This is a genomic window from Nocardioides pacificus (assembly GCF_054775955.1).
Map to the genome: position 1 here is coordinate 962562 of NZ_BAAHCI010000015.1, position 23419 is coordinate 985980.

The following is a 23419-nucleotide window of genomic DNA, read 5'->3' on the forward strand; positions in this document are numbered from 1 at the left end:
GACCGCGCGGCGCCTCCCGACCGCCAACAGGAAGGCCGCCCGCCCGGGCATCCATGACTGACACGCAGCGCCAACAGCAGGGCAACCACCAGGGCGACTCGACCCGGGGCGACTCGACCCACGTGGTCCACACGGTGACGGTCCCCGCCAGCATCAACATGGTCAGCCTCCTCGGGCCAGGCGACGAGCACCTCGGCCTTGTCGAGGGCTCCTTCGCCGCCGACATCCACGTGCGCGGCAACCGCATCACCCTCGAGGGCGAGCCCGGCGAGGTCGCCCTGGCCGAGCGACTGCTCGACGAGCTGGTCACGATCATCCGCACCGGTCAGGGAATCACCCCCGAGACCGTCGAGCGGGCGATCAGCATGCTGCGCGCCGAGACCACCGAGCGGCCCGCCGACGTGCTGAGCCTCAACATCCTGTCCAACCGCGGGCGCACGATCCGGCCCAAGACGCTCAACCAGAAGCGCTACGTCGACTCCATCGACAAGCACACGATCACCTTCGGCATCGGCCCGGCCGGCACCGGCAAGACCTACCTGGCGATGGCCAAGGCGGTCCAGGCGCTGCAGGCCAAGAAGGTCACCCGGATCATCCTGACCCGGCCCGCCGTCGAGGCCGGGGAGCGGCTCGGGTTCCTGCCGGGCACGCTGAGCGAGAAGATCGACCCCTACCTGCGTCCGCTCTACGACGCGCTGCACGACATGATCGACCCCGAGACGATCCCCAAGTTGCTCGCGGCCGGCACCATCGAGGTGGCTCCGCTGGCCTACATGCGCGGACGCACCCTCAACGACGCGTTCATCATCCTCGACGAGGCGCAGAACACCTCCCCCGAGCAGATGAAGATGTTCCTGACCCGGCTCGGCTTCGGCTCCAAGATCGTGGTCACCGGCGACGTCACGCAGGTCGACCTGCCCGGGGGAGTGAAGTCGGGACTGCGGGTGATCGAGGGGATCCTCGGCGAGGTCGACGACATCGTCTTCAACCGCCTCACCAGCTCCGACGTCGTCCGGCACCGCCTGGTCGGCAAGATCGTGGCGGCCTACGACGAGGCCGACGCGCGCGGCGAGGTCCGGGACGTGCGTCGATGAGCATCGAGATCCTCGACGAGTCGGGTCACGAGCTCGACGTCGCCCACCTGTCCTCGCTGGCCCGTTTCGTGATGGACCGGATGCGCGTCCACCCGCTGGCGGAGCTGTGCATCAAGGCCGTCGACGAGGCCACGATCGCGCAGCTCAACGAGCAGTGGATGGAGAAGGAGGGACCCACCGACGTCCTCGCCTTCCCGATGGACGAGCTGCGCCCCGGCCTGGTCAACGAGGAGCCCGAGGAGGGCGTGCTCGGCGACCTGGTCCTGTGCCCCGACATCGCCGCGCGGCAGGGCGAGAGCGCCGGACACGGCAAGCTCGCCGAGATCGAGCTGCTCACGACGCACGGCATCCTGCACCTCCTGGGCTACGACCACGCCGAGCCCGAGGAGCACAAGGAGATGTTCGGCCTCCAGGACGAGCTGCTCGCCGCGTGGCGAGCCGGGTCCGGGCCCGGGGCCTGAGCGGGCGACGATGAGCCCCCATGACGTGTGGCTGGTGCTCTCCGCTGCCGCACTCGTGCTCCTCGCGGGCCTCTTCTCCGCCGCGGACGCGGCGGTCGGCGCGTTCTCGCACGCGCGCGCCGAGCAGCTGGTCAACGAGGGCCGTCCGGGCGCCAAGCGGCTGCTCACGCTCCTCGACGACCCGCCGCGCTACCTCAACACCGCGCTGCTGCTCCGGCTGCTGTGCGAGACCTCCGCGATCGTGCTCGTGGCGCTGCAGGTGCACGACGGCTTCGACGGCGACTGGCTGCCCACCGTGCTGGTTGCGACCGGCTCGATGCTCGTGGTCTCCTTCGTGGTCATCGGGGTCGCGCCGCGGACGCTCGGCCGTCAGCACTCCGAGCGGATCGCTCTGCTCTCCGCGCTGCCGCTGAGCGTCGTCACGACCGTGCTCGGGCCGTTGCCGCGGCTGCTGATCCTGGTCGGCAACGCGATCACCCCCGGCAAGGGCTTCCGCGAGGGGCCGTTCTCCACCGAGACCGAGCTGCGCGAGCTCGTCGACCTCGCCGAGGCGTCGGCGGTGATCGAGTCCGGCGAGCGCCGGATGATCCACTCGGTCTTCGAGCTGGGCGACACCTCCGCCCGCGAGGTGATGGTCCCGCGCACCGACGTGGTCTACATCGAGCGCTACAAGAACCTGCGCCAGACGATGAGCCTCTTCCTGCGCAGCGGCTTCTCCCGGCTGCCGGTGGTCGGGGAGAACCTCGACGAGATCGTCGGCTTCGCCTACCTCAAGGACGTCGCGCAGCGGGAGTTCGAGGAGCCCGGCATCGACATCACCGAGCGCATCGAGACCCGGATGCGACCGGCTCACTTCGTCCCCGACTCCAAGCCGGTCGACGAGCTGCTCTCGGAGATGCAGGCCCGCCGCCAGCACATCGCCGTCGTCGTGGACGAGTACGGCGGCACCGCCGGGCTGATCACGATCGAGGACATCCTCGAGGAGATCGTCGGCGAGATCACCGACGAGTACGACGAGGCCGGCATCGAGGTCGAGGCGCTCCCCTCCGGGCTCACCCGGGTCTCGTCGCGCTACCCGATCGACGACCTCGACGAGCTCTTCGGCATCGACGTGGAGGACGAGGACGTCGACAGCGTGGGAGGCCTGATGGCCAAGCACCTCGGCCGCGTCCCGATCCCCGGATCGAGCGTCGTCGCGCACGGTCTGCGCTTCGAGGCCGAGGCGCCGACCGGTCGCCGCAACCGGATCTCGACGGTGCTGATCAGCCCGGTCCAGGCCGAGCCGGAGGCGACCGAGGACAGCGCCGAGCGGGTCGAGCACTACCCTGGCGCCCATGCCTGACACCCCCGCTCCCGAGCCGGCGCCGCAGCCGCTCGCCGCCGAGGACCAGAAGCTCGTCACGCTGGCCCGCTCGACCCGTGCCCGGGTCCGGGCCGCCGAGGGCGCCGCCGTGCGCGACAGCGACGGGCGCACCTACGCCGCCGCCACGGTGGACCTGCCCTCCTTGAGCCTCTCCGCGCTGCAGGTCTGCGTCGCGATGGCCCTCGCCTCCGGGTCGCGGGGGCTCGAGGCGGCCGTGCTGCTCGGTGAGGCGGTCCAGCCGACCGCTCTGGATCTGGCCGCGATCACCGACTTCGCCGGCGCCGGGGTCCCGGTGCACCTGGGCGACGCGAAGGGCGCGCTCGCCGCGACGTACCGCTCCTGACGGGGCCGGTGGTTTAGGGGGCGGGCGTGCGACGCCCTAACCTTGGCCGGTGAGCACCCGAGCCCTGACGTACGACGCGCAGGTGCTGCGCCGCGAGCAGCTCTCCGAGCACCTGGTCCGCCTCGTGCTGGGCGGCCCCGGTCTGGCGGACTTCCGTAGCACCGGGATCCTCGACGAGTGGATCGGGCTGATCGTGCCCGGCCAGTTCCAGAGCCGCTACTACACCGTGCGCAGCTGGGACGGCGCTGAGATGGTCCTCGACGTGGTCGTGCACCAGACCGGACTGGTCACCGAGTGGGCCCGCGGCGGGTGCGTGGGGGAGACCGTCACCGTCACCGAGGCCAAGGGCTCGTTCGCGATGCCCGACGACGCCGCCTGGGTGCTGCTGGTCGGCGACCTCACCGCGCTGCCCGCGATGGCGCGCATCACCGAGTCCGTCGCCCGTCCGGGACTCGAGCTGCGCACCTGGGCGGAGGTGCCGGACGAGCTGGCGGACTATCTGCCGGCCGGCCTCGACGTGACCTGGCTGAGCCCCCCGGCCGAGGCCGAGAGCGCGCTGGCCGCGGTGGTCGAGGGCATCGACTGGCCCGAAGGCGCGGGGTACTTCTGGATGGCCGGCGAGTCGGCCCAGATGCGGGCGATCCGCAAGCACCTGATGCGGGTCCGCCGGCTCCCGACCACGTCGTACGACGTGATGGGCTACTGGCGGGGCGGGGGACACCAGCGCCAGCCCCGGGCGGTGGATCCCGGCCCCATCCACCGCGCCGGTCGGGCCGCCGGCAAGAGCAACGCAGAGATCTGGGCGGACTACGACGCCGCCACCGACGGAGAGGCACGACCATGACCGAGAGCAAGTTCGCGCACAAGAGCGGGTTCGCCTCGTTCGTAGGCAGGCCCAACGCCGGGAAGTCCACCCTCACCAACGCGCTCGTCGGCAGCAAGGTGGTGATCACGAGCTCCAAGCCGCAGACCACCCGGACGGTCGTGCGTGGCATCGTGCACCGCCCCGACGCCCAGCTGATCCTCGTCGACACCCCCGGTCTGCACCGTCCCCGCACCCTGCTCGGGGAGCGGCTCAACGACCTCGTCAAGACCACGCTGGCCGAGGTCGACGTGGTCGCGGTGTGCTTCCCCGCCAACGAGAAGATCGGTCCCGGCGACCGCTTCATCGTCAACGAGATGGGCAAGATCAAGCGCACGATCAAGGTCGCCATCGCGACCAAGACGGACCTGGCGACGCCCGAGCAGATCGCGAACCACCTGCTCGACATCCAGCGGCTCGGCGCCGAGACGGGCACCGAGTGGGCCGAGATCGTGCCGGTCTCCGCGGTGGCCGGCGACCAGGTCAAGCTGCTCGAGGACCTGCTGGTCGGTCTGCTGCCCGAGGGCCCGCAGCTCTATCCGGACGGCGACCTCAGCGACGCGCCCGAGGAGGCGATCGTCGCCGAGCTGATCCGCGAGGCCTCCCTCGAGGGCGTGCGCGACGAGCTGCCGCACTCGATCGCCGTGGTCGTCGAGGAGATGGGGCTGCGTGAGGGACGCCCGGACGACAAGCCGCTGCTCGACATCCACGCCAACCTCTACGTCGAGCGCGACTCCCAGAAGGGGATCATGATCGGCCACAAGGGCGCCCGGCTGCGCGAGGTCGGCACCGCGTCCCGCAAGCAGATCGAGGCGCTCCTCGGCACGCCGGTCTACCTCGACCTGCGCGTGAAGATCGCCAAGGACTGGCAGCGCGACCCCCGTCAGCTGCGCAAGCTCGGCTTCTAGGCCCGCGACCCGTCACTCGTGCGGGCGACACGCGGAGAAGACGTCGAGGCAGTGACGGGTCGGCGCGTCAGGGGTACGACGCGCGCAGGGCGGGCAGGACCTGGCGCACCAGCAGCGGGGCGATCTGGACGCCGGCCGCGGTGCCCTCGGCTGCGGTGTCCTCGGTTGTCGCGTCCTCCGCTGCGGTCTGCTCGGCCAGGGGGAGCCAGCGCACCTCGGCGATCTCCGCGGCGGGCACCGGGTGCTGGCCGGCGAGCCGGCCCACCCACACCGTCGCCTCCACCAGACACCCGGGCTCGTTGGAGGCGACCTCGGTGAAGTGGCCCAGCAGCGTGAGCGAGTCCGGGTCGCAGGTCACGCCGATCTCCTCGCGCGTCTCGCGCAGGGCGGCGTCCAGCGCCGTCTCGCCCGGGTCGAGCTTGCCTCCCGGCAGCTGGAAGCGGGGGCTGGTGGCCTTGCGGACGCCGAGCACCCGGCCCGCGTCGACGAAGCAGATGGCGGCAGTGGTGATGAGCCCGGCCGGCCGCCCGACGGCGGTGTGGGGCCCCATCAGTCGGGCGCCCAGCACACGGCGTACCGCTGGCCGGACTGCCACTGGGCCGAGGTCGGCCACTCATAGCCCCAGCGGTAGTTGAGCTGGTCGTCGGCGACCTCGCGGGCGGCGTCCTCACAGGCCGCCTGCCCGTCGGAGCGAGCCGCGGCCCCGGGATAGCGGCGCCCGGGGAGGTCGAGCGTGGCGACGGCGCGCCACGAGTGCTCGGCGGTGCACACCACCCGTCGGAAGCGGGGCGTGCCGGGCTCGGCGGTCCCGCACGTGCCCCAGCGGCTGCGCCCCTGAGGTTGCGAGAGGATCCCCCGCAGACGGCCGGTGAGCGGGGCGAGGGTCCGCTCGCGGGACACGGCGATCACGTCGCAGCGATACCAGTCCTCACCGGCGTCGGACTGCTCGACGGTGGGGGAGAACCAGACCGCGCGCAGCACGCTCAGGCGCAGCTGCTCGGTCGAGGCGCCGAGGAACCGCTGCACCCGGCGCGGGCAGTCGGCGGCCACCTGGGCCTGCACACGCTCGGCGTCGACGGCGAGCAGGTGCCCGTCGAGCAGCGCGTCCAGGCGCCCGACGTGGACGGTCTGCGCCGTGTGGGGCTGTCGGCACGGCGACGGCTCGACGAGCACGGTCGGGGAGAGCGCCTCGTCGTAGTCCAGCTGGGTGCAGGCGCCCGTGGCAGGCGTCGGGGCCGGCGGGGCCGCGGTGGGCGACGTGCGTGGCGGCGGGGGCGGCGAGGCCTCGGGGCCGTCGTCGTCGCTGCACCCACTGAGGAGACCGCCGGCGAGGACCAGCCCCGCCAGCAGCCGTCCGACCTGTCCCCGGGACCAGCGCGGGAGCCGGGACGGGCGGCTCACGTGCTCGTCCTCGCCCAGCAGATCGAGCGGCGGTTGCCGGCCTCCCACTCGCCCTTGCCGAACCAGGTGAAGCCGAAGTCGTAGTCCACGGCGTAGCCGACGTAGGCGCGCACCGACGCCGAGCAGAAGTCACGGGTGCGGACCTGGACGACGCGGTCCCCCGGGTAGGGCTCGTCATCGCCCCCGGGCTTGACGGTGCTGACGGCGCGCCAGTCGTGGGGATCGGAGCAGGGGACCTTGACCGAGCCGGACACGGTCGGCCCCTCGGCGCACACCATCCACCGGTCGTCGGGGGCCTGGCCCCGCAGCAGCGCCTCGGCGGTCTCGGGCAGCTCGACGTACTCCTTGCTCTGCTCTCCGCCGCCGACGATGTCGCAGCGATACCAGCGGGCGCCGTCCTCCCAGGCCTGCTCGGAGGGGCGGAACCAGGCCCAGCTGACGATCGAGCGCATCACCGTGCTCTCCTCGGTGCCGAGGAACTTCTCGAAGGCGTCGCTGCAGGTCCGGTAGGCGAACCGGCCGAGCTCCGCGTCGTCGTAGCCGACGTCGTCGTACTCCCCGGGCAGCGTCCCGACCGCATAGGTCTCCGCGGTGTGGGGCTCGCTGCAGTCGACGGTGCGGGTCGCGTTGCTCGGCTTGGCCACGTCCTCAGGGGTGAGCATGCGGCAGGCACCGAGCTGAGGCACCTCGACGGCGTCGACCTGGGCGGGGTCGACGTTCTCGCCCGGGCTGTCCGCGGAGCAGCCGGTGAGGACAAGTGCGGCGAGGACCCCGAGCGTGGCCAGCGTGAGGCGTGGGCGCGCTCCGGAGCGCCGAGCGAGCGATGGGATCGCGGCCCTCCCCAGGTCTACAGGCACTCGGTCGTCGCGGCTGTCGGCCGCGTGGACGGCTCCGTCATCGGGGAGCGCCGCGATCGTACCTCCCCTCGGTGGTCGTGCCCCGGTGCAGCCGCTGTCAGCGCACCAGTCGCACCGGCTGCACCCTGCGCTCGGCGCCCGCGACGATGACGAGGCGGGCCCGGCCCACCTCCCCGGTGCGCAACGCCCGGGTCGCCGCACGCACCGGGCGGAGGCGCAGCGTGTGGTGCCCGGCGCGCAGCGTGAGGACCCCGACCGCGAGCCGGTCGCCGCGATCCAGGCGTGTGCCCGCCACCGGCTTCGTCGACACCAGCTCGAGACGGGCGGGGCCGCCGCGACGGACCGCGACCCGGAGGGCGACCGACGTCCGGCCGGCGACGGTCACCACGCCTGCCTGCCGTGCCACGGTGATCCCGGCGGCACCCGGAGGAGCGGCCACCCGGACGGTGGCGGAGTCACTGTCGTCGGAGGTGGTGGTGTCGTGGCTGGTGGTGGAGACGGAGGCGACGTTGGTGAGGTCGCGCTCACGGGTGCGCTCGCCGGACGTCCGCACGGCCAGACAGAGCAGGCCGTAGTCGCCGCTGAGGGTCGTGTCCGTGCTGTTGTAGAACCGGTAGACGCGGGTGACCGGGCGCGGGTCGGTGCCCAGGCCCGTGCCGCGGAAGTCGGCCCAGGCGAGGATGCCCTTGGAGCCGTCGGCACAGGTCAGGGAGGTCTCCGCGACCTGTCCGGCGGGCACGGAGACCGTCCCGGACGACGCGCCGAGGGCGAGCTCGTGGCTGTGGCCCCGGGTGACGTCGAGCGCGGTCGAGAGACAGCGGACGCTGATGGTCCCGGTCACCCCGGAGGAGCTCGTGCCGGCGGGGGTGGTGACGATGAACCGCCACCCGGTGGCGTCGCGTCGGGTCCCCACGGTGGCCTCGCCGGAGAGGGTGAACCCCGGTGCCACGGCGACCCGGCCGGTCCCGCAGCCGATCGCGATGTCCGTCGTGCCGGGCGGGAAGGTGCGGGTGCTCGTCTCAGGGGGAGAGACCACGAGGGCGTGGCTGTGGCCGTCGCCGCTGGTGGTGCGCCGGCTGACGCAGACGGCGTTGACCTTGGCCTGGACCTGCCCGGTCGCGTCGTTGCGGAGCGTGCCGGCCCACCCGTCGCCGTCGGCGGTGGGGGCGCTGCGCAGCACGACGGCGTCGGCGAACGTGCCGCTGCCCTGGTCGACGGCGTCGAGACGGACGCTGCCGTCACTGGCGAGGTAGCCCGCCGGGCAGGTCACCGAGGAGCTGCCGGTGGTGCCGGCGGCGACGGCGAGGTGCGACTCGATCTTGGTCACGGAGAGCTGATGGCCCGCCGCCGGGTCCACGTCCGCGGCGACCGGGTCGACCGTTACCTTGATCGTCACGGTGGCGGCGGCGCCCGCGGCGAGGTCGCCGAGCCGGCAGGTGATGCTCTGCCCGCTGCTCTCGCACGGGCCGGCGGCTGAGACGGCCGAGCGGTACGTCGTGCCGGGGGGCAGCGTGTCGGTGGCGACGACGTCGCGTGCACGGCCGGGGCCGGCGTTGCGGACGGTCAGGGTGAAGGTGACGACGTCGCCGGGTGCGGCTGTCGTCTTGTCGACGGACTTGTCGACCGACACGGCGACGTCGTCCGAGGGTGGGGTCGTGCTGGTGGCGGAGTAGAGCACCAGGTGCGAGATGTCCTGCGGGACACCTTGCTTGTTCTCGATCAGCCCGTCTGTCGATCCCCAGGAGCTGGGGCCGAGCGGCCCGGTGTTGATGTTGCTGGCCTTGATGCAGAAGGTGACCGCGAGGGGGAGGCCGGTGGCCGCGTCGGTGAAGGTGACGTCGATGTCGCGGACCACGACCCTGACCGGGAGGTCGGTTCCGGTCAGGGTGTCGCGGACGGGCACGGTGCGCGCCACGGGGTTGCCCTCGACGACCACGCCGGTGTAGCCGTCGTGGCCGGCGGGGCAGTGGGAGACCGCAGCGACCGTGGCGCCACGGGCGGACGTGGGGAGGAGCGCTGCCGTGAGCCCGGGACCCAGGAGGGGGAGGAGCAGGAGCAGCACGCACCATCTGGAGACCGAGATCCTGGTGCCCGGAAGCGACCGCTGTCGGGCACCGAACAGCGTGGGGGTCATACCACGATTCTCCGCCCGAGGCGGGCGGTTCAGACGTGCTTCAGTGCCGAATTTGCCTGCATGACGCACGTTCTTTGCCCAGGTGAGGGTCCAGGGCCCTCACTCCAGCGTGAGGGCCGCGAGCGTGCCGCCCAGCTCGTAGGCCGCGTCCCGCTCCTCGGGGCCGACGTCGCCGAGCACCTCGAGCACCTCCGCGCCCTGGCGCCAGGCCAGTGCGCCGACGATCGAGAGCACGGAGCGCACCGCGCCCGTGGTGTCGTAGCGGCCGTGCACCCAGAGTCCGAAGGGCGTCTTCGTGCCCGTCCCGCCAGAGGAGTCACCGGAGCCGTCGTCACTCAGCGCGCCTCCGGCCTGGAGGAAGATCGTGTCGAAGAAGTGCTTGAGCGCCCCCGACATGTAGCCGAAGTTGGCCGGGGTCCCGAGCAGGACCGCGTCCGCGGAGAGGACGTCGTCCGCACCGGCGCTCAGGGCCTCGCGGACGACGACGTCCACGCCCTCGAGCGCGTCGTCGTGCGCCCCCGCGACGACGGCGTCGGTCAGCGCCTGCACCGTCGGCGTGGGGGAGTGGTGGACGATCAGCAGTCGAGACACGGCGTCACCTGCTCCGGCGGGAGCGGACCGCCTCGTCCATGCGTCGCGCCAGTCGCAGCGCCTCGTCGGACTCGACGAGTTCCTCGAGGTGCAGCGGCAGCGGGACGCGCCAGTTGGAGCGCTCCACCGTGCCAGGCACGTTGGGCCGGTGCTCCTGGAGCACGGCGTCCTCGAGGGCCACCGACAGCAGCAGGCTGGGCGCCTGGCCCAGCTGGCCGTACGCCGCGTCCACAGCCTCGGGGACCGAGGCATCCTCGGCGAGTCCGTGTCGCCGCAGGCGGCCGAGCAGCTCGCGCCGGCCGGAGTGCACGTCGTCGTGGGTCATCGTGGTGGTCGCCAGCGCGTCCTCGGCGTCGGAGCCGGTCCACAGCCCCGCCACGGTAGGGAGATCGTGGGTTGTGACGGCGCCGAGGGCGCAGGGGGGCCAGTCGCGGGGCTCCTGGTCCTCGAACCACAGCACCTTGTAGGACAGGATGTTGCGCTCCGTGAGCGCCTCGCGCACACCGGGGCCCACCACGCCGAGGTCCTCGCCGACCACGATCGCCCGGGCCCGGTGGGACTCCAGCGCCACGATGTCGAGCAGGTCCTCGGCGGGATAGCCGACATAGCCGCCCTCGGTCGCGCCGTGCCCCTGCGGGATCCACCAGAGCCGGAAGAGCCCCATCACGTGGTCGATGCGCAGGCCGCCGGCCCCGGCGATGGTGCCGCGGACGGCGTCGATGAAGGGCTCGTACTCCGCGAGCTGCAGGCGCCACGGCACCAGCGGCGGTGAGCCCCAGTCCTGCCCGGTCGAGTTCAGCATGTCCGGGGGCGCGCCCACCGTCATGGCGTCGGCCAGCACGTCCTGCCAGGCCCACGCGTCGGAGCCGCTGCCGGAGACGCCGATGGGGAGGTCCTGGATCACGGTGGTCCTGCCGGTGGCGCTGCGCAGCTGGACGTCGAGCTGCCACTGCAGCCACGCCTGGAACGTGACCTCGTCGGTGTGCTCGCCGCGGAACGCCGCCACCTCGGGGGTGCCCGGGTGGCGCAGCCCCTCGGGCCAGGTGCGCCAGTTCGGGCCGTGCTCGTCGACGAGCACCGCCCAGGTGGCGAAGCTCTCGAGCCCCTCGCCCTGCTCGGCGCGCCACTGGACGAACCGGGCGTCGGCGGTGTCGGCGGAGGCGAACGCGGCTGCCAGCGCCTCCCGCTTCAGCTCCCACACCGCGTCACGGTCGATGAGTTCGGTGTCGTTGAGCAGCCGTCGGCGCTCCTGCACCGAGCCGTCGCTCGGGTCGTAGCCCGGCACGTCGTCGACGCGCAGGTAGACCGGGTTGCGGAAGCGTCGGGTGGCGGGCAGGTAGGGGCTCGCCTCGGACGGCGGGGTCAAGGCGACGGCGTGGAGCGGGTTGATGAGCAGGAACCCGCCGCCCATCCGGTCGGTCCACTCGCGCAGCAGGCCGAGGTCGGCAAGGTCGCCGATGCCCCAGCTGGCGCGCGAGCGCGCGCCGTACAGCTGGACCGCCCAGCCCCACTCCTGGTGCTCGGGCAGCCAGCACCGACCCGGCGAGACGATGAGACGGCGCCCGGACGCGGCACCGGCGGTGATCCGGTGGTAGCCGAGCGGGAAGTCGTCCGGGACGGTGTCGTCGATGCTGCGGACGGTGCCGTCCTCGCAGGTGACCTCGACGGCGCCGAGGCCGGTGGAGCGGCCCGGTCCGGTGACCACGGGGATCCGCTGCTCCCAGCCCTGCGGCGGGACGCCGATCGCCTGCTTGAGCAGCTCGACGGTGGCGTCCGGAAGACGCTGGGGACGCCCGTTGGCGTCGTGCCAGTCCTGCTGGATGGCCCAAGGATCGGGCCAGGGATCGCGCGCGGGGTCGGGTCGGCTGCTCATCGGATCCATGGTTGCGACATTGCCCGGGACCTCTGTGTCCTATGCGTTAAGGTGGTCTTCGTCATGACGATGCGACGCCTTCTCCTTCGCTGCCGCAGCGAGGTCTGACCAGCCGGACCTCCTCGCTGCGGAGTGTGTGCTGCCTGCCGGCGCCCCGATCACTCTGACCGTGTCATCCCGGTCAGCCATCAGCGAGGACACCCCAATGGACCACCTGAGCCACAAGTTCTACCTGGGCAACGCCAGCAATCAGCAGAAGCCCAGCGGTATGCCCGTAGAACGCTACCGCGCGTTCGTCCCGGTCGACGTACCGGACCGCACCTGGCCGGCCACCAAGATCACCCAGGCCCCTCGCTGGCTCTCCACGGACCTGCGCGACGGCAACCAGGCGCTGATCGACCCGATGACGCCGGTGCGCAAGCTGAAGATGTTCGACCTGCTCGTGAAGATGGGCTACAAGGAGATCGAGGTCGGCTTCCCCAGCGCCAGCCAGACGGACTTCGACTTCGTCCGTCAGCTGGTCGAGGAGGACCGGATCCCCGACGACGTGCGGATCTCGGTGCTGACCCAGGCGCGTGAGGACCTCATCGAGCGCACCGTGCAGTCGCTGATCGGCGCGGACCGGGCGACCGTGCACCTCTACAACGCCACCGCGCCGCTGTTCCGGCGCGTGGTCTTCGGCGTCACCGAGGACGAGTGCCGCAGCATTGCGACCCGGGGCACCGAGCTGGTGATGAAGTACGCCGAGCAGAATCTCGGTGCCGCGATCTCGGAGTTCGGCTACCAGTACTCGCCCGAGATCTTCACCCAGTCCGAGACCGACTTCGCCCTCGACGTCTGCGAGGCGGTCTCCGACGTCTGGCAGCCTGAGGCCGGGCGCGAGATCATCCTCAACCTGCCGGCCACTGTCGAGATGTCGACGCCCAACACCTACGCCGACCAGATCGAGTACTTCTCCCGCGGTCTGACCCGGCGCGAGCACAGCGCGATCAGCCTGCACCCCCACAACGACCGGGGTACGGCGGTCGCGGCCACCGAGCTGGGTCTGATGGCCGGCGCCGACCGCGTCGAGGGCTGCCTGTTCGGACACGGGGAGCGCACCGGCAACGTCTGCCTGGTGACCCTGGGCATGAACCTGTTCAGCCAGGGCATCGACCCGCAGATCGACTTCAGCGACATCGACGAGGTGCGTCGCACGGTCGAGTACTGCACGCAGCTGCCCGTGCACCCGCGGCACCCCTACGCCGGCGACCTCGTCTACACGGCGTTCTCCGGCTCCCACCAGGACGCGATCAAGAAGGGGCTGGAGGACCTGGAGCGCCAGGCCGCGGCGGCCGGCAAGCCGGTCTCGGAGATCCCCTGGGAGGCCCCCTACCTGCCGATCGACCCCAAGGACGTCGGCCGGTCCTACGAGGCCGTGATCCGGGTCAACAGCCAGTCGGGCAAGGGCGGTGTCGCCTACATCCTCAAGGCCGAGCACAAGCTGGACCTGCCGCGGCGGGCCCAGATCGAGTTCAGCCGGGTCATCCAGGAGCACACCGACACCGAGGGCGGCGAGATGTCACCCGAGGCGATCTGGGGAGTCTTCCGCGCCGAGTACCTCGAGCGCACCTCGCCGCTGCGGCTCAACTCCGTGCACACCTCCTCCGCTGCGGGGGAGAAGGACGCGCTGCGCGTCAACGTCTACGTCGACGGTGAGCGCCGCGAGCTCGAGGGCACCGGGAACGGTCCCATCGCAGCCTTCTGCGAGGCGCTCAACGGGCTCGTGGCCGATGAGCAGGCGGCCGGCAACCCGACCTATGACCGCCGTGGCGACGTCCGCGTCCTCGACTATCACGAGCACGCCCTGTCGGCCGGCGGCGACGCCCTCGCCGCGGCGTACGTCGAGTGCGCGGTCGGCGACCAGATCCTGTGGGGCATCGGCATCGACCCCAACATCGTCACGGCGTCGCTCAAGGCGGTCATCTCGGCGGTCAACCGCGCCTGAACGACTGAGTGACCGGGCCGACTGAGTGACCGGGCCGACTGAGTGACCGGGCCGACCGAGTGACCGGTCCGACTGCGGTCAGCGGTTGATCTCGCAGCGCTGTCCGCCGTAGTAGCGCTCGAACGAGAGGCAGGTGTCCCGGCCGCGGTCGTCGCTGACGCGGTCCCGGCCGGGACCACCGTCGAGCACGTCGTCGCCGGGCGTGCCGCTCACGACGTCGTTGCCGCCGCGGGCGCGCACGACCAGCCGTGAGGAGGCGAGCATCGACCCGTAGAAGGTCTCGTCGCGGGGAGTGCCGAGGACGGTCCAGACGCCGTCGGGCGCCCGCAGCCGCTCGATGCGGGCGAGCCGGCCCACCCGGACCCGGTCGCCGAGGGCCATCCGGATCCGTCCGGACCGGAGGTCGATGCGTCCACGCGGCATCACCCTGGTGCCGGCGTCGTCGGTGATCGACCACAGATAGAGCTCGTCCTTGCCGGTGCCGCCGTCGATCAGCTGGCCGGCCGCGAACTCCATCTGCAGGTCCAGGTTGTCGCGCCCGGCTCCGCCGTGGACGTCGACGCGGCCGCTGCCATGGGTGATCAGGTCGGCGCCCGGACCACCCCGGGCCAGGTCGTGACCGTCACCCAACTGGAGGGAGTCATCGCCCTCCCCGCCGTAGACACGGTCATCGCCCTCCCCGCCGTAGACACGGTCATCGCCGTGCGGACGCCCGGAGCGGCCGTAGCTCTCCGGGTCGGCCTCCAGCCGATCGTCTCCCTCCAGGCCGTGCAGCTCGTCGTCGCCGAGCCCGCCCACCAGCTCGTCTCGCTCGGCGGAGCCCACCAGGACGTCGTCGTGGTCGCTGCCGATCACCGTGACCCGGCCGTCGAGCAGCAACCTGTCCGATCCCTCCCCGGACGCCGTGCCGGCGCCGAGGTCGACGCGCACGCCGCCCGGCGCGCCGAGCAGGCTGATGCTGTCGGGGGTGAAGCCGCCCCCCTCGTCGAGCGAGACGTCGTGGCCCGGGACGACGACGTCGTCGCCGGGCCCGGGGACGAGGGTGTCGCCCACGTTGTCGGGGGGATTGTCGGGGTAGGGCTGACGCAGCCCGTTGGTCTCGCCGTGCAGCTGGTCGTCGCCCGCTCCGCCGCGCAGCACGTCGCTGCCGGGACCGCCGCACATGATGTCGTTGCCGCCGCCGCCCAGGAGAGTGTCGTGTCCACCGAGACCGTGGATGACGTCGTCACCCGGCGTGCCGACCAGCCGGTCGTCGCCCGGGGTGCCGGTGATCGTGGCGGGGATGTCGGGACAGGTCCGAGCCTGGGGTTGGGAGCTGACCGCGCCCGCGGGGACCGCGCTGAGCACGAGCGCGGCGATCGCGAGAGCGGTCCTGCGGACGCCTGCCATGGTCACCCTCCTGTTCGAGCGCCGGCCGAGAGGGGCAGGCTCACCGTGAACGTCGTGCCGGCCAGGTGGGCCGACTCGACGTCGATGGCGCCGCCGTGCGCGTCGACGATGGAGGCGATGATAGACAGCCCGAGGCCCGTCCCCTGGATGGCGCGGCTCTGCGCCGTGGAGGAGCGGAAGAATTTCTGGAACAGCCCCGCCTGCTCCTCCACCGGGATGCCGATGCCGGTGTCGCTCACCACGAGCAGGGCGCGCGTCTCGTCCACGCTGACGGTGCAGGTGATGGAGCCCTCGTCCTCGGTGAACTTCACGGCGTTGTTGAGCAGGTTCAGCAGGACCCGCTCGAGATGGGCCGGGTCTCCGTCGACCAGCACCTCGTGGGCGACCACGTCGAAGGCCAGGTCGAGCTTGCGTCCCTCGAGCAGGGGGCGCATCGTCTCGCGCGCCTCGCAGACCAGGTGGGCCAGGTCGACCTGCTCACGCTGCCAGGTGGCCGTGCCCGACTCCAGCCCGGACAGGGTGAGCAGGTCGTTGGCCAGCGCGATCAGGCGCGTCCCGTTGCGCTCGATGGCGTCCAGGAACGGGGCCTGCTCGGGCAGGGCGTCGACCACGGACCCGTCCTGCAGCATCTCGGTGTAGCCCACGATGCTGGTGACCGGCGTGCGCAGCTCGTGGCTCACGGTGGAGACGAAGTCGTTCTTGGCGCGGTCGAGTTGGCGAAGCCGGTCGACGGCGTGACGCTCCTTGTCGAGTGCCGCCACCAGCATCATCTGGCCGCGGCGCTGCTCCGTGACGTCGCGGGCGACGCACAGGAAGCCGATCGCGCTGCCGAAGGCGTCCTTGACGATGCTGAGGGTCATCGAGACCGTGATCTCGCGGGCGGCCCCGGTGATCCAGGTGCTGTCGGAGAGCTGCGGCGTGCCGGTGCGGCGCAGCGTGTCCACGAGGGAGGCGAAGTCCGGGCCGCCGTCGGCGTCGCGGGGCCACGTCACCGTCGTCGACGGGGCCAGGACATCGGTGAAGGGGCGACCCACCATCTGCTGGCCCCTGCGACCGAGCAGGTGACGCGCGCCGGTGTTGAAGACCGTGATCAGGCCGGCGTTGTCGAGACCGATCAGCGCCGTGGTGTTGTCGGCCTGGATGAGGTGGGTCATCAAGCCGGCGGTGGTGCGCTCCTCCGTCACATCGAGCCCGGTCATGACGAGGTAGGTCGCCGCCCCCGTCTCGTCGCGCACCGCGTCGTTGCTCCACACCACGCGCAGGCGTCCCCCGTCGGCCCGGTGGGTGCTGGTCTCCTGCGAGCTGGGGAAGGTGTCGACGTCGAGGGGGGCGAAGAGAGCGCGCACGTGGTCGCGCTCCGCCGGCGGCACGACGGTCTCCCACACCGGCCGGCCCTCCAGCTGCTCGCGGGTGAAGCCGGTGATCGTGGTCGTGGCCCGGTTGGCCCGCTGGACGATGCCCTGCAGGTCGACGAGCAGGATGATGCAGGCGGTGGCCTCGAGGGTGGCCCGGGTGAGCTCGCGCTCGGCGCGCAGGTGCTCGCGAGCCTCGTGCTCGGGCGTGAAGTCGATGATCTGGGCGGAGAAGACCGGCTCGCCCGGCACCCCGGCCAGGGGCGAGACGGCGATCTTCAGGCGAGAGCCGGGGCGGTTCGGCAGCCGCACATCGTCACGCCACTCCCCGGCCGAGGTGAGCTGCTCGAGGACCTGGGGCATCGAGACATCGGTCTCGACCACCGCGTCGAGGGGCCGACCCACCAGGGTGTCGCGGCCGCCGCCGAGCATGCAGGTCGCGACGTCGTTGATGTCGGTGATCTCGAGGCCCGCGGAGCCCTGGCGCAGCAGCGCCATCCCCACCAGGGAGTCGGCGAAGTTGCGTCGGAAGAGCTGCTCGCGGGCGCAGATCTCGGCCAGCAGCTCACGACGCTGCTCGACGGTGACGGCCAACGGGAGAGCCATCAGAGCCGCGCAGACGAGGTAGGCCTGGACGAGTGCGCCGGCTGTCTGGGTGTCCAGGGTCACGGACCCCAGGCCGCGAGCGAAGGGCCCGAGCTCGCGGGCCGTCGTCAGCGTGACGACGACGCTGAGGGCCATCAGCTGCAGGGTGGTGATCCGAGTCCCCAGGCGCAGCCCCGCCCAGACGAGGAACGGCAGCGCCAGAAAGGCCAGCGACACCGACTGCCGGGGACAGAACACCACCGCGAGCACCGCACCGAAGGCGAGGGTCTGGACGGCCAGCTCCTGGCGTCGGTAGGGCACGGTCGGCCGGCGCCAGGCCAGCACGAGCGAGACGACCACGAGGTCGGCGGCGGCGTTGGCCGCCGCCACGGAGAGGAACGCGAACACCACGGGGTCCGCGCCGGTGAAGGCGGCCAGGACCGCGAAGCCCACACCGCTGGTCCCCGCACCGATCAGAGCGGCGCGCACCAGGCGCAGGAAGTCCTCGAGCGTGCGCAGGTGCGGACCGTCCGGCTGGTCGGCGCGGAGGTACAGTCCCGCCATCACGGCGGCGGCCGCGTTGACCACCCCGAACATCGCCGCCAGGCCGAGCGGGACGCCCCCAAGATGGTTGCCCGCGGTCGAGCAGGCCGTGACCCCGAGGGCGAGCCACGGCCACCACGGTCGAGGGGCGAGGGCGATCAGGACCAGGCCGATGCCCGCGGCCGGCCACCAGTGGGCGACGAACGTGTCCTCGGGCGTCACCGAGACGGCGAGGAACCCCGCGACGACGATGCTCACCAACGCACCCAGGGCGCCCAGATGGGCGAGCTGGATCCGTCCCGAGAGGCTCATGGGGTCAGTGTGGTCGACTCAGACGCGCGGTGAGGGCACTTCAGGGAGGAGGACACGAATCTGTGACCCTGGCCCGAACCATCCGCTCCGCGAGGAGCTCCGAGCCCGGACGCAGGCGTTGGGTCTCACCCGTCGGCCGGAAGCCCCGGGCCAGGTAGACCCGCCAGGCCACCTCGTTGGTCCGGACGACGTCCAGCTCGAGGTCCCGCCCCTGGGCCCGGGCGCTCGCGATGATCTCGTCCAGCACGAGGGTGGAGAGCCCGCGCCCACGATGCTCGGGCGCCACCCACATCGCGACCACCTGCAGCGGGCCCGGCGGGTCGCCGTACGACCCACCGAGCGCGACGGCCTCCCCGTCGAGCAGGACGACGATCGAGTCGCTGGCCCGCATCCGCCACTCGCTCTCCCCGAAGGCGAGCTCGCGCGCGAGGGTGGACCCGAACGCGTCGGGCGACTCCTCGAGTGCTCGCAGCCGGATCCCGCGCCACAGGCGCCAGTCGTCCGCACCGAGACGGCGCACCTCGACTCTGCTCATCGCCGGGGCTGCTCACACGCGCTCACCGGAGGAGGATCCCAGCACGGCGACCGGGCTGCCACTAGATTGCGGTCATGGTCGTGGTCTCCGAACGCATCGGGCAGTTCTTCGTCGGCAGCGGTGGGGAGCGTGACCGCCTCGAATACACCGAGTACGGCTCGGGGGACTCCTGGGTCGTCCTCGTCCCCGGCCAGCTGATGCCGCGTCGGATGCACCAGCCCCTGGCGCGCAGTCTCGCCGCGGCGGGACTGCACGTGGTCACCCTCGACCTGCTCGGACACGGGCGCTCGGACCGGCCGGCGGATCCGCTGGTCTACTCCACCACCGCCTTCGCCGAGCAGGTCGTGGCGCTCCTGGACCATCTCGGCGCAGAGCAGGCGGTCATCGGGGGCACGTCGCTGGGCGCCAACGTCGCCCTCGAGGTGGCCGTCGTCGCCCCCGAGCGGGTGCGCGGGCTGATCGCCGAGATGCCGGTCCTCGACAACGCGCTGGAGGCGGGGCTGCTCACGGCGGTGCCGCTGCTCTTCGCCGCCCGGTTCCTTCCGCTGACCGTCAGCGCTGTCCGGCGCCTCACGCGGCCCGTCCCGCGAGGGATCGTGCCCTTCTGGTTCGGGATCGGGCTGGACACCCTCGACCAGCGGCCGGGTCCGATGGCAGCGCTGGTCCACGGCGTCTGCTTCGGAAGGATCGCACCCTCCTCGCGGCAGCGACGGGCGCTGTCCATGCCGGCACTCGTCGTGGGGCACCCCTCCGACCCGCTGCACCCGGCCGCCGACGCGGCCATGCTGGCGGAGGAGATGCCGAACGCCACGTTCGTCCGGGCCACCAGCGTCGTCGAGTGGCGGGTCCGCCCGCGCCGCCTCGACGAGGAGGCGACCCGCTTCGCGCTCACCTGCTGGCCCGAGAAGCGCGCCACGTCGCGCCGCCGTCGCGCCGGGGCCTGAGCACGGCACAATGGGGGAGTGCCCCTCTACCGCGACGAAGCGATCGTGCTGCGCACCCACAAGCTGGGTGAGGCCGACCGCATCCTGACGCTGCTGACCCGTCACCGCGGGCGGGTGCGGGCGGTGGCCAAGGGAGTTCGCCGTACGACGTCGCGGTGGGGCTCGCGCCTCGAGCCGTTCACCCACGTGGACCTCCAGCTCGCCGAGGGCCGCAGCCTCGACACCATCACCCAGGCCGAGACGCTCAACCCGTTCTCCGCCGGCCTCGGCCTCGACTACGACCGCTACACCGCCGGCACCGTGATGCTCGAGACCGCGGACCGACTCGTGGTGGAGGAGGGGCAGCCGGCCGTTCAGCAGTTCCTGCTGCTCGTCGGCGGGCTGCGTGCGCTCACCGCCGGGGAGCACGGCGCCCACCAGGTCCTGGACTCCTACCTGCTGCGCTCGCTCTCGGTCGCCGGCTACGCGCCGTCGTTCGACCACTGCGTGCGGTGCGGTCTCGAGGGGCCGCACCGGTGGTTCAACCCCTCGGCCGGTGGCGTGCTGTGCCCGGGATGCCGGCTGCCGGGCTCGGCCTCCCCGCCGGCGGAGACGATCCGGTTGCTGGGGGCGCTGCTCGCGGGGGAGTGGGCGGTGGTGGACGCCGCCGAGGGGCGCCATCGGCGCGAGGCCAGCGGCCTGGTGTCGGCCTACGTCGCCTGGCACCTCGAGCGCGGCCTGCGGTCGCTGGAGTACGTCGAGCGCTGAGCAGGGACGCCTAGTCGCCGGCGGGCGGGGCCTGCACCGGCACGGTGTCGGTCTCGATCCACTCCGAGATCGTGTCGTTGAAGCGGGTCAGCCCCCGGAGGAACTCGGCGCGGTCCTCGGTGGTCCAGTCCGCGAGGATCGTGGCCAGCATCTCGCGGCGGTGGCCGCGGGCTCGCTCGACGGCGGAGCTGCCCTCGTCGGTCAGCGTCACGATGCTGGCGCGGCGGTCCTGGGGGTCGACGGCCTTCTGCGCGAGACCGAGGCGGACCACCGCCTGGACCTGACGGGTGATGGTCGAGGGGTCGAGGCTGAAGGCCGACGCGATCTTGCCCAGGCGCTGAGGGCCTTCGTCCGCCAGCAGACAGAGGATGCCGTAGGTCGACCGGTCCAGCTCGTACTCGCCGCTCGACGTCACCACGTGGATGGCGAACGTGCGCCGGAAGAGCATGAAGAGCTGGTGCTCAATCTCCTGGTCGATGCTGGCCACCGCGGCGTCCTCCTCTGCCGCACCTCCGGAGGGTGCGGACCGGGGACAGCATAGGTGTCCGCAGCCGTCGTTCTAGGCTTTCGCTGTGAAGCGCGCCGTGAGACCCCCGACCCCCCTGCCCTCCGGTGAGCGACCCCCGGCGGTGCCGCGCGAGCTGGTGCCCCGTCACGTCGCGATCGTGATGGACGGCAACGGTCGCTGGGCCAAGGAGCGCGGGCTGCCGCGCACAGCCGGCCACGAGCAGGGCGAGAGCTCGCTGTTCGACGTCGTGGAGGGTGCCATCGAGATCGGGGTGAAGGCGATCTCGGCCTACGCGTTCTCGACCGAGAACTGGTCGCGCTCGCCCGACGAGGTGCGCTTCCTGATGGGCTTCAACCGCGACGTGATCCGGCGTCGTCGCGACGAGATGCACGAGCTCGGGGTCCGCGTGCGCTGGGCCGGGCGGGCCCCGCGGCTGTGGAAGTCGGTGGTGCGTGAGCTCCAGGTGGCCGAGGAGCTGACCCGCGACAACGACGTGCTGACGCTGACCATGTGCGTCAACTACGGCGGTCGCGCCGAGGTGGCCGACGCCGCGCGCTCCATCGCCCGCGAGGTGGCTGCCGGCCGGCTCAACCCGGAGAAGGTCGACGAGAAGGTGTTCGCGCGGCACCTCTACGTCCCCGAGCAGTCCGACGCGGACCTGGTGTGGCGGACCTCCGGGGAGCAGCGGCTGTCGAACTTCATGCTCTGGCAGGCGGCCTACTCGGAGTTCGTGTTCAGCGACGTGCTGTGGCCCGACGTCGACCGGCGCCACCTCTGGGCGGCGATCGACACCTACGCCCGCCGCGACCGGCGCTACGGCGGGGCCCAGCCCAACACCTGAGGCGGCACCCGACCTGACGACGGTTCGTCACGTCGTACCTGCCGATCCGAGTCAATCGCTGCCGCGACACCGGCTCGTCTGTCATCGTGGCTGCGTCGATCCCGGACCAGGGGGTCGCCTGGATGGGGGTGGCGATGAACCGACCTGCGGCCGAGCACGTGCGCTCGCTGCTGCTCGCCGACGATCCGCCCCCCTGGCTCCTGCAGGTCGGCTTCACCGCGCTCCTGTTCCTGGATCTCGCGCTGCGGGCGATCACCGGCAGCGACATCGCCGTCGCGTCGTGGCCAGGGGTCGGCGTCGCCCTCGTCCTGATCGGGTGCGTGCTCGCCTGGCTGCTGCCGTGGGCCCGCCTCCCGCACGTGGCCCTGGCGGGGCTGCCGGTGCTGGACGTCGCGGCCGCGGGCCTGGCGCGACTCAGCGACGCGGGCAGCGGCGCGGGTGTCCTCGTGATCGTCCCGGCGCTGTGGCTGGGGCGCCGGTTCGGCCGACGCGGGGCGGTCGGGGCCCTCGCGGCGTCCCTGCTGCTCGTGGTGGCGCCGAGCGTGGCCTACTTCGGCAGCGGCGACGGCGCCAACCTGTCACGGGTGCTGCTCATCACGGTGGTGTCGGGATCGGTCGCGCTCGTGGTGGCGGCCGGTCTCGAGCGGGTGCAGATGGAGCGCGACGAGGCCGAGCGCCGCGGCGCGGACCTCTCCCGTGCTCTCGAGACCATCGAGCACCAGCGCCGGGTCTCGGAGGCGATCCTCGACACGGTCGACGTCGGGCTGGTGCTGCTGGACCGCGACGGTGCCTACGCGGGCATGAACCGTCGGCACCAGGACTTCATGCGGCTGGCCTATCCCGACGGGCACAGGGGCTTCGCCGGCCAGACGGGGGACGTGTACGGCGCCGACGGCTGCACGGTGCTGACCACGGAGGAGATGCCGACCTACCGGGCCAGTCGCGGCGAGGAGTTCGACGACTGCCGGATCTGGACAGGGGCCGACCCGTTGAGCCGTCGGGCACTCTCGGTGTCGGCGCGCAGCGTGCGCTCCGAGGACGGGAGGTTCGCCGGCGCTGCGATGGCCTACAAGGACGTCACCGACTTCATGAGCGCGCTCGCGGTGAAGGACGAGTTCATCGCCTCGGTCTCCCACGAGCTGCGCACGCCGCTGACCTCGATCATGGGCTATGTGCAGATGCTCGAGGAGCGCGACGATCTCCCGTGCGACGTCCCGGCGCACCTGGAGGTGGTCTCGCGCAACAGCCAGCGGCTCCTGCGTCTGGTGGCCGACCTCCTGCACACCGCGCAGCTCGACGACGGCCCGATGAGCGTCGTGCGGACCAGGACCGATCTCGCGCGGATCGTCCGTGACAGCGTCCAGGCGGCGCTGCCGGCGGCGCGGGCGGCACAGATCGAGCTGGACGTGGACGTCCCCGAGAGCCTCTCGGCGCTGGTCGACGCCCAGCGGATGGCGCAGGTGGTCGACAACCTGGTCTCCAACGCCGTGAAGTACTCCGTGGCCGGAGGCCGTGTCCAGGTGACACTGGGCCGCGACGGCGAGCGCATCGAGCTCACGGTCGCCGACAACGGCATCGGGATCGACGCCGCTGACCGGGCTCGGCTCTTCACCCGCTTCTTCCGCTCCCGTGACGCGGAGGAGCGCTCGGTGCAGGGGATCGGCCTGGGGCTCAGCGTGACCAAGGCGATCGTCGAGAGCCATGGTGGCCGGATCGAGGTCGACAGCGAGGTCGGGAGGGGCAGCGTGTTCCGGGTGCGCCTGCCGGTGACCTCCGCCGAGGGCTGACC

Annotated in this window: 21 protein-coding genes; 11 read left to right on the forward strand and 10 right to left on the reverse strand. The window is 72.1% G+C overall.

All coding sequences use genetic code 11. The features are described from left to right. Positions 1-53 precede the first annotated feature (53 nt). Genes ACYU7L_RS23105 through era form a run of 6 tightly spaced genes read left to right on the forward strand, consistent with a single transcriptional unit; the run spans position 54 to position 5031 of the window. Positions 54-1094, forward strand: a complete 1041-nt coding sequence (locus ACYU7L_RS23105) for a PhoH family protein (RefSeq protein WP_460801569.1) — start codon at positions 54-56, stop codon at positions 1092-1094. Next, the gene (ybeY, locus tag ACYU7L_RS23110) at positions 1091-1555 is read left to right on the forward strand and encodes an rRNA maturation RNase YbeY (protein WP_460801571.1); all 465 of its coding nucleotides are present in this window, start codon (positions 1091-1093) and stop codon (positions 1553-1555) included. Before ACYU7L_RS23105 ends, ybeY begins: the two co-directional genes overlap by 4 nt. Positions 1556-1565: 10 nt before the next feature. Continuing rightward, complete coding sequence (locus ACYU7L_RS23115; protein WP_460801573.1) at positions 1566-2897, forward strand: hemolysin family protein; 1332 nt, start codon at positions 1566-1568, stop codon at positions 2895-2897. Further along, positions 2890-3261, forward strand: a complete 372-nt coding sequence (locus tag ACYU7L_RS23120; RefSeq protein ID WP_460801576.1) for a cytidine deaminase — start codon at positions 2890-2892, stop codon at positions 3259-3261. The genes ACYU7L_RS23115 and ACYU7L_RS23120 overlap by 8 nt, the downstream gene beginning before the upstream one ends. Before the next feature lie 49 nt (positions 3262-3310). Then, on the forward strand, positions 3311-4105 hold the full coding sequence (locus tag ACYU7L_RS23125; protein WP_460801578.1) for a siderophore-interacting protein: 795 nt from the start codon (positions 3311-3313) through the stop codon (positions 4103-4105). After that, positions 4102-5031: a GTPase Era gene (era, locus tag ACYU7L_RS23130; protein ID WP_460801581.1), complete on the forward strand. Its 930-nt coding sequence runs from the start codon at positions 4102-4104 to the stop codon at positions 5029-5031. The genes ACYU7L_RS23125 and era overlap by 4 nt, the downstream gene beginning before the upstream one ends. 67 nt (positions 5032-5098) lie before the next feature. On the opposite strand, the gene ACYU7L_RS23135 is transcribed toward era, so the two are convergent. The 6 genes from ACYU7L_RS23135 to malQ all read right to left on the reverse strand — a co-directional run bounded on the left by ACYU7L_RS23135 (position 5099) and on the right by malQ (position 11887). After that, positions 5099-5581, reverse strand: coding sequence for an NUDIX hydrolase (locus ACYU7L_RS23135; RefSeq protein ID WP_460801583.1), 483 nt, complete (start codon positions 5579-5581; stop codon positions 5099-5101). Next, positions 5581-6432, reverse strand: coding sequence for a septum formation family protein (locus ACYU7L_RS23140; protein ID WP_460801585.1), 852 nt, complete (start codon positions 6430-6432; stop codon positions 5581-5583). Before ACYU7L_RS23140 ends, ACYU7L_RS23135 begins: the two co-directional genes overlap by 1 nt. Then, positions 6429-7289, reverse strand: a complete 861-nt coding sequence (locus ACYU7L_RS23145; protein WP_460801588.1) for a septum formation family protein — start codon at positions 7287-7289, stop codon at positions 6429-6431. The genes ACYU7L_RS23140 and ACYU7L_RS23145 overlap by 4 nt, the downstream gene beginning before the upstream one ends. Before the next feature lie 97 nt (positions 7290-7386). Next, complete coding sequence (locus tag ACYU7L_RS23150) at positions 7387-9423, reverse strand: DUF11 domain-containing protein (RefSeq protein WP_460801591.1); 2037 nt, start codon at positions 9421-9423, stop codon at positions 7387-7389. A 99-nt stretch (positions 9424-9522) separates the two neighbouring features. Continuing rightward, on the reverse strand, positions 9523-10014 hold the full coding sequence (locus ACYU7L_RS23155; RefSeq protein ID WP_460801593.1) for a flavodoxin family protein: 492 nt from the start codon (positions 10012-10014) through the stop codon (positions 9523-9525). Between the two features lie 4 nt (positions 10015-10018). After that, positions 10019-11887 carry a 4-alpha-glucanotransferase gene (malQ, locus tag ACYU7L_RS23160; RefSeq protein ID WP_460801595.1) on the reverse strand — a complete coding sequence of 623 codons (1869 nt, stop codon included), beginning with the start codon at positions 11885-11887 and terminating at the stop codon, positions 10019-10021. 205 nt (positions 11888-12092) lie between these two features. Between malQ and leuA the strand changes: the two genes are divergently transcribed. Next, positions 12093-13874, forward strand: coding sequence for a 2-isopropylmalate synthase (gene leuA / locus ACYU7L_RS23165; protein WP_460801596.1), 1782 nt, complete (start codon positions 12093-12095; stop codon positions 13872-13874). A 78-nt stretch (positions 13875-13952) separates the two neighbouring features. On the opposite strand, the gene ACYU7L_RS23170 is transcribed toward leuA, so the two are convergent. The 3 genes from ACYU7L_RS23170 to ACYU7L_RS23180 are packed head-to-tail and all read right to left on the reverse strand — an operon-like array spanning position 13953 to position 18590. Next, positions 13953-15263: a calcium-binding protein gene (locus tag ACYU7L_RS23170; RefSeq protein WP_460801599.1), complete on the reverse strand. Its 1311-nt coding sequence runs from the start codon at positions 15261-15263 to the stop codon at positions 13953-13955. 2 nt (positions 15264-15265) lie between these two features. Further along, positions 15266-18055: an ATP-binding protein gene (locus ACYU7L_RS23175; RefSeq protein WP_460801601.1), complete on the reverse strand. Its 2790-nt coding sequence runs from the start codon at positions 18053-18055 to the stop codon at positions 15266-15268. Positions 18056-18095: 40 nt separating this feature from the next. Then, a complete protein-coding gene (locus tag ACYU7L_RS23180; protein ID WP_460801605.1) occupies positions 18096-18590 on the reverse strand; it encodes a GNAT family N-acetyltransferase in 495 nt (164 codons plus the stop codon). Between the two features lie 74 nt (positions 18591-18664). Here ACYU7L_RS23180 and ACYU7L_RS23185 point away from each other — a divergent pair, with 74 nt between their 5' ends. After that, a complete protein-coding gene (locus ACYU7L_RS23185) occupies positions 18665-19534 on the forward strand; it encodes an alpha/beta fold hydrolase (RefSeq protein WP_460801607.1) in 870 nt (289 codons plus the stop codon). 18 nt (positions 19535-19552) lie between these two features. Further along, the gene (gene recO, locus ACYU7L_RS23190) at positions 19553-20281 is read left to right on the forward strand and encodes a DNA repair protein RecO (protein ID WP_460801609.1); all 729 of its coding nucleotides are present in this window, start codon (positions 19553-19555) and stop codon (positions 20279-20281) included. 10 nt (positions 20282-20291) lie between these two features. Here recO and ACYU7L_RS23195 read toward each other — a convergent pair whose 3' ends face one another. Continuing rightward, positions 20292-20768: a MarR family winged helix-turn-helix transcriptional regulator gene (locus ACYU7L_RS23195; RefSeq protein ID WP_460801611.1), complete on the reverse strand. Its 477-nt coding sequence runs from the start codon at positions 20766-20768 to the stop codon at positions 20292-20294. 97 nt (positions 20769-20865) lie between these two features. On the opposite strand from ACYU7L_RS23195, the gene ACYU7L_RS23200 reads away from it, so the two are divergent. Together ACYU7L_RS23200 and ACYU7L_RS23205 are read left to right on the forward strand one after the other, a co-directional pair. Next, a complete protein-coding gene (locus ACYU7L_RS23200; protein WP_460801614.1) occupies positions 20866-21630 on the forward strand; it encodes an isoprenyl transferase in 765 nt (254 codons plus the stop codon). An 86-nt stretch (positions 21631-21716) separates the two neighbouring features. Then, positions 21717-23417: a sensor histidine kinase gene (locus ACYU7L_RS23205; RefSeq protein ID WP_460801617.1), complete on the forward strand. Its 1701-nt coding sequence runs from the start codon at positions 21717-21719 to the stop codon at positions 23415-23417. Positions 23418-23419 lie beyond the last annotated feature (2 nt).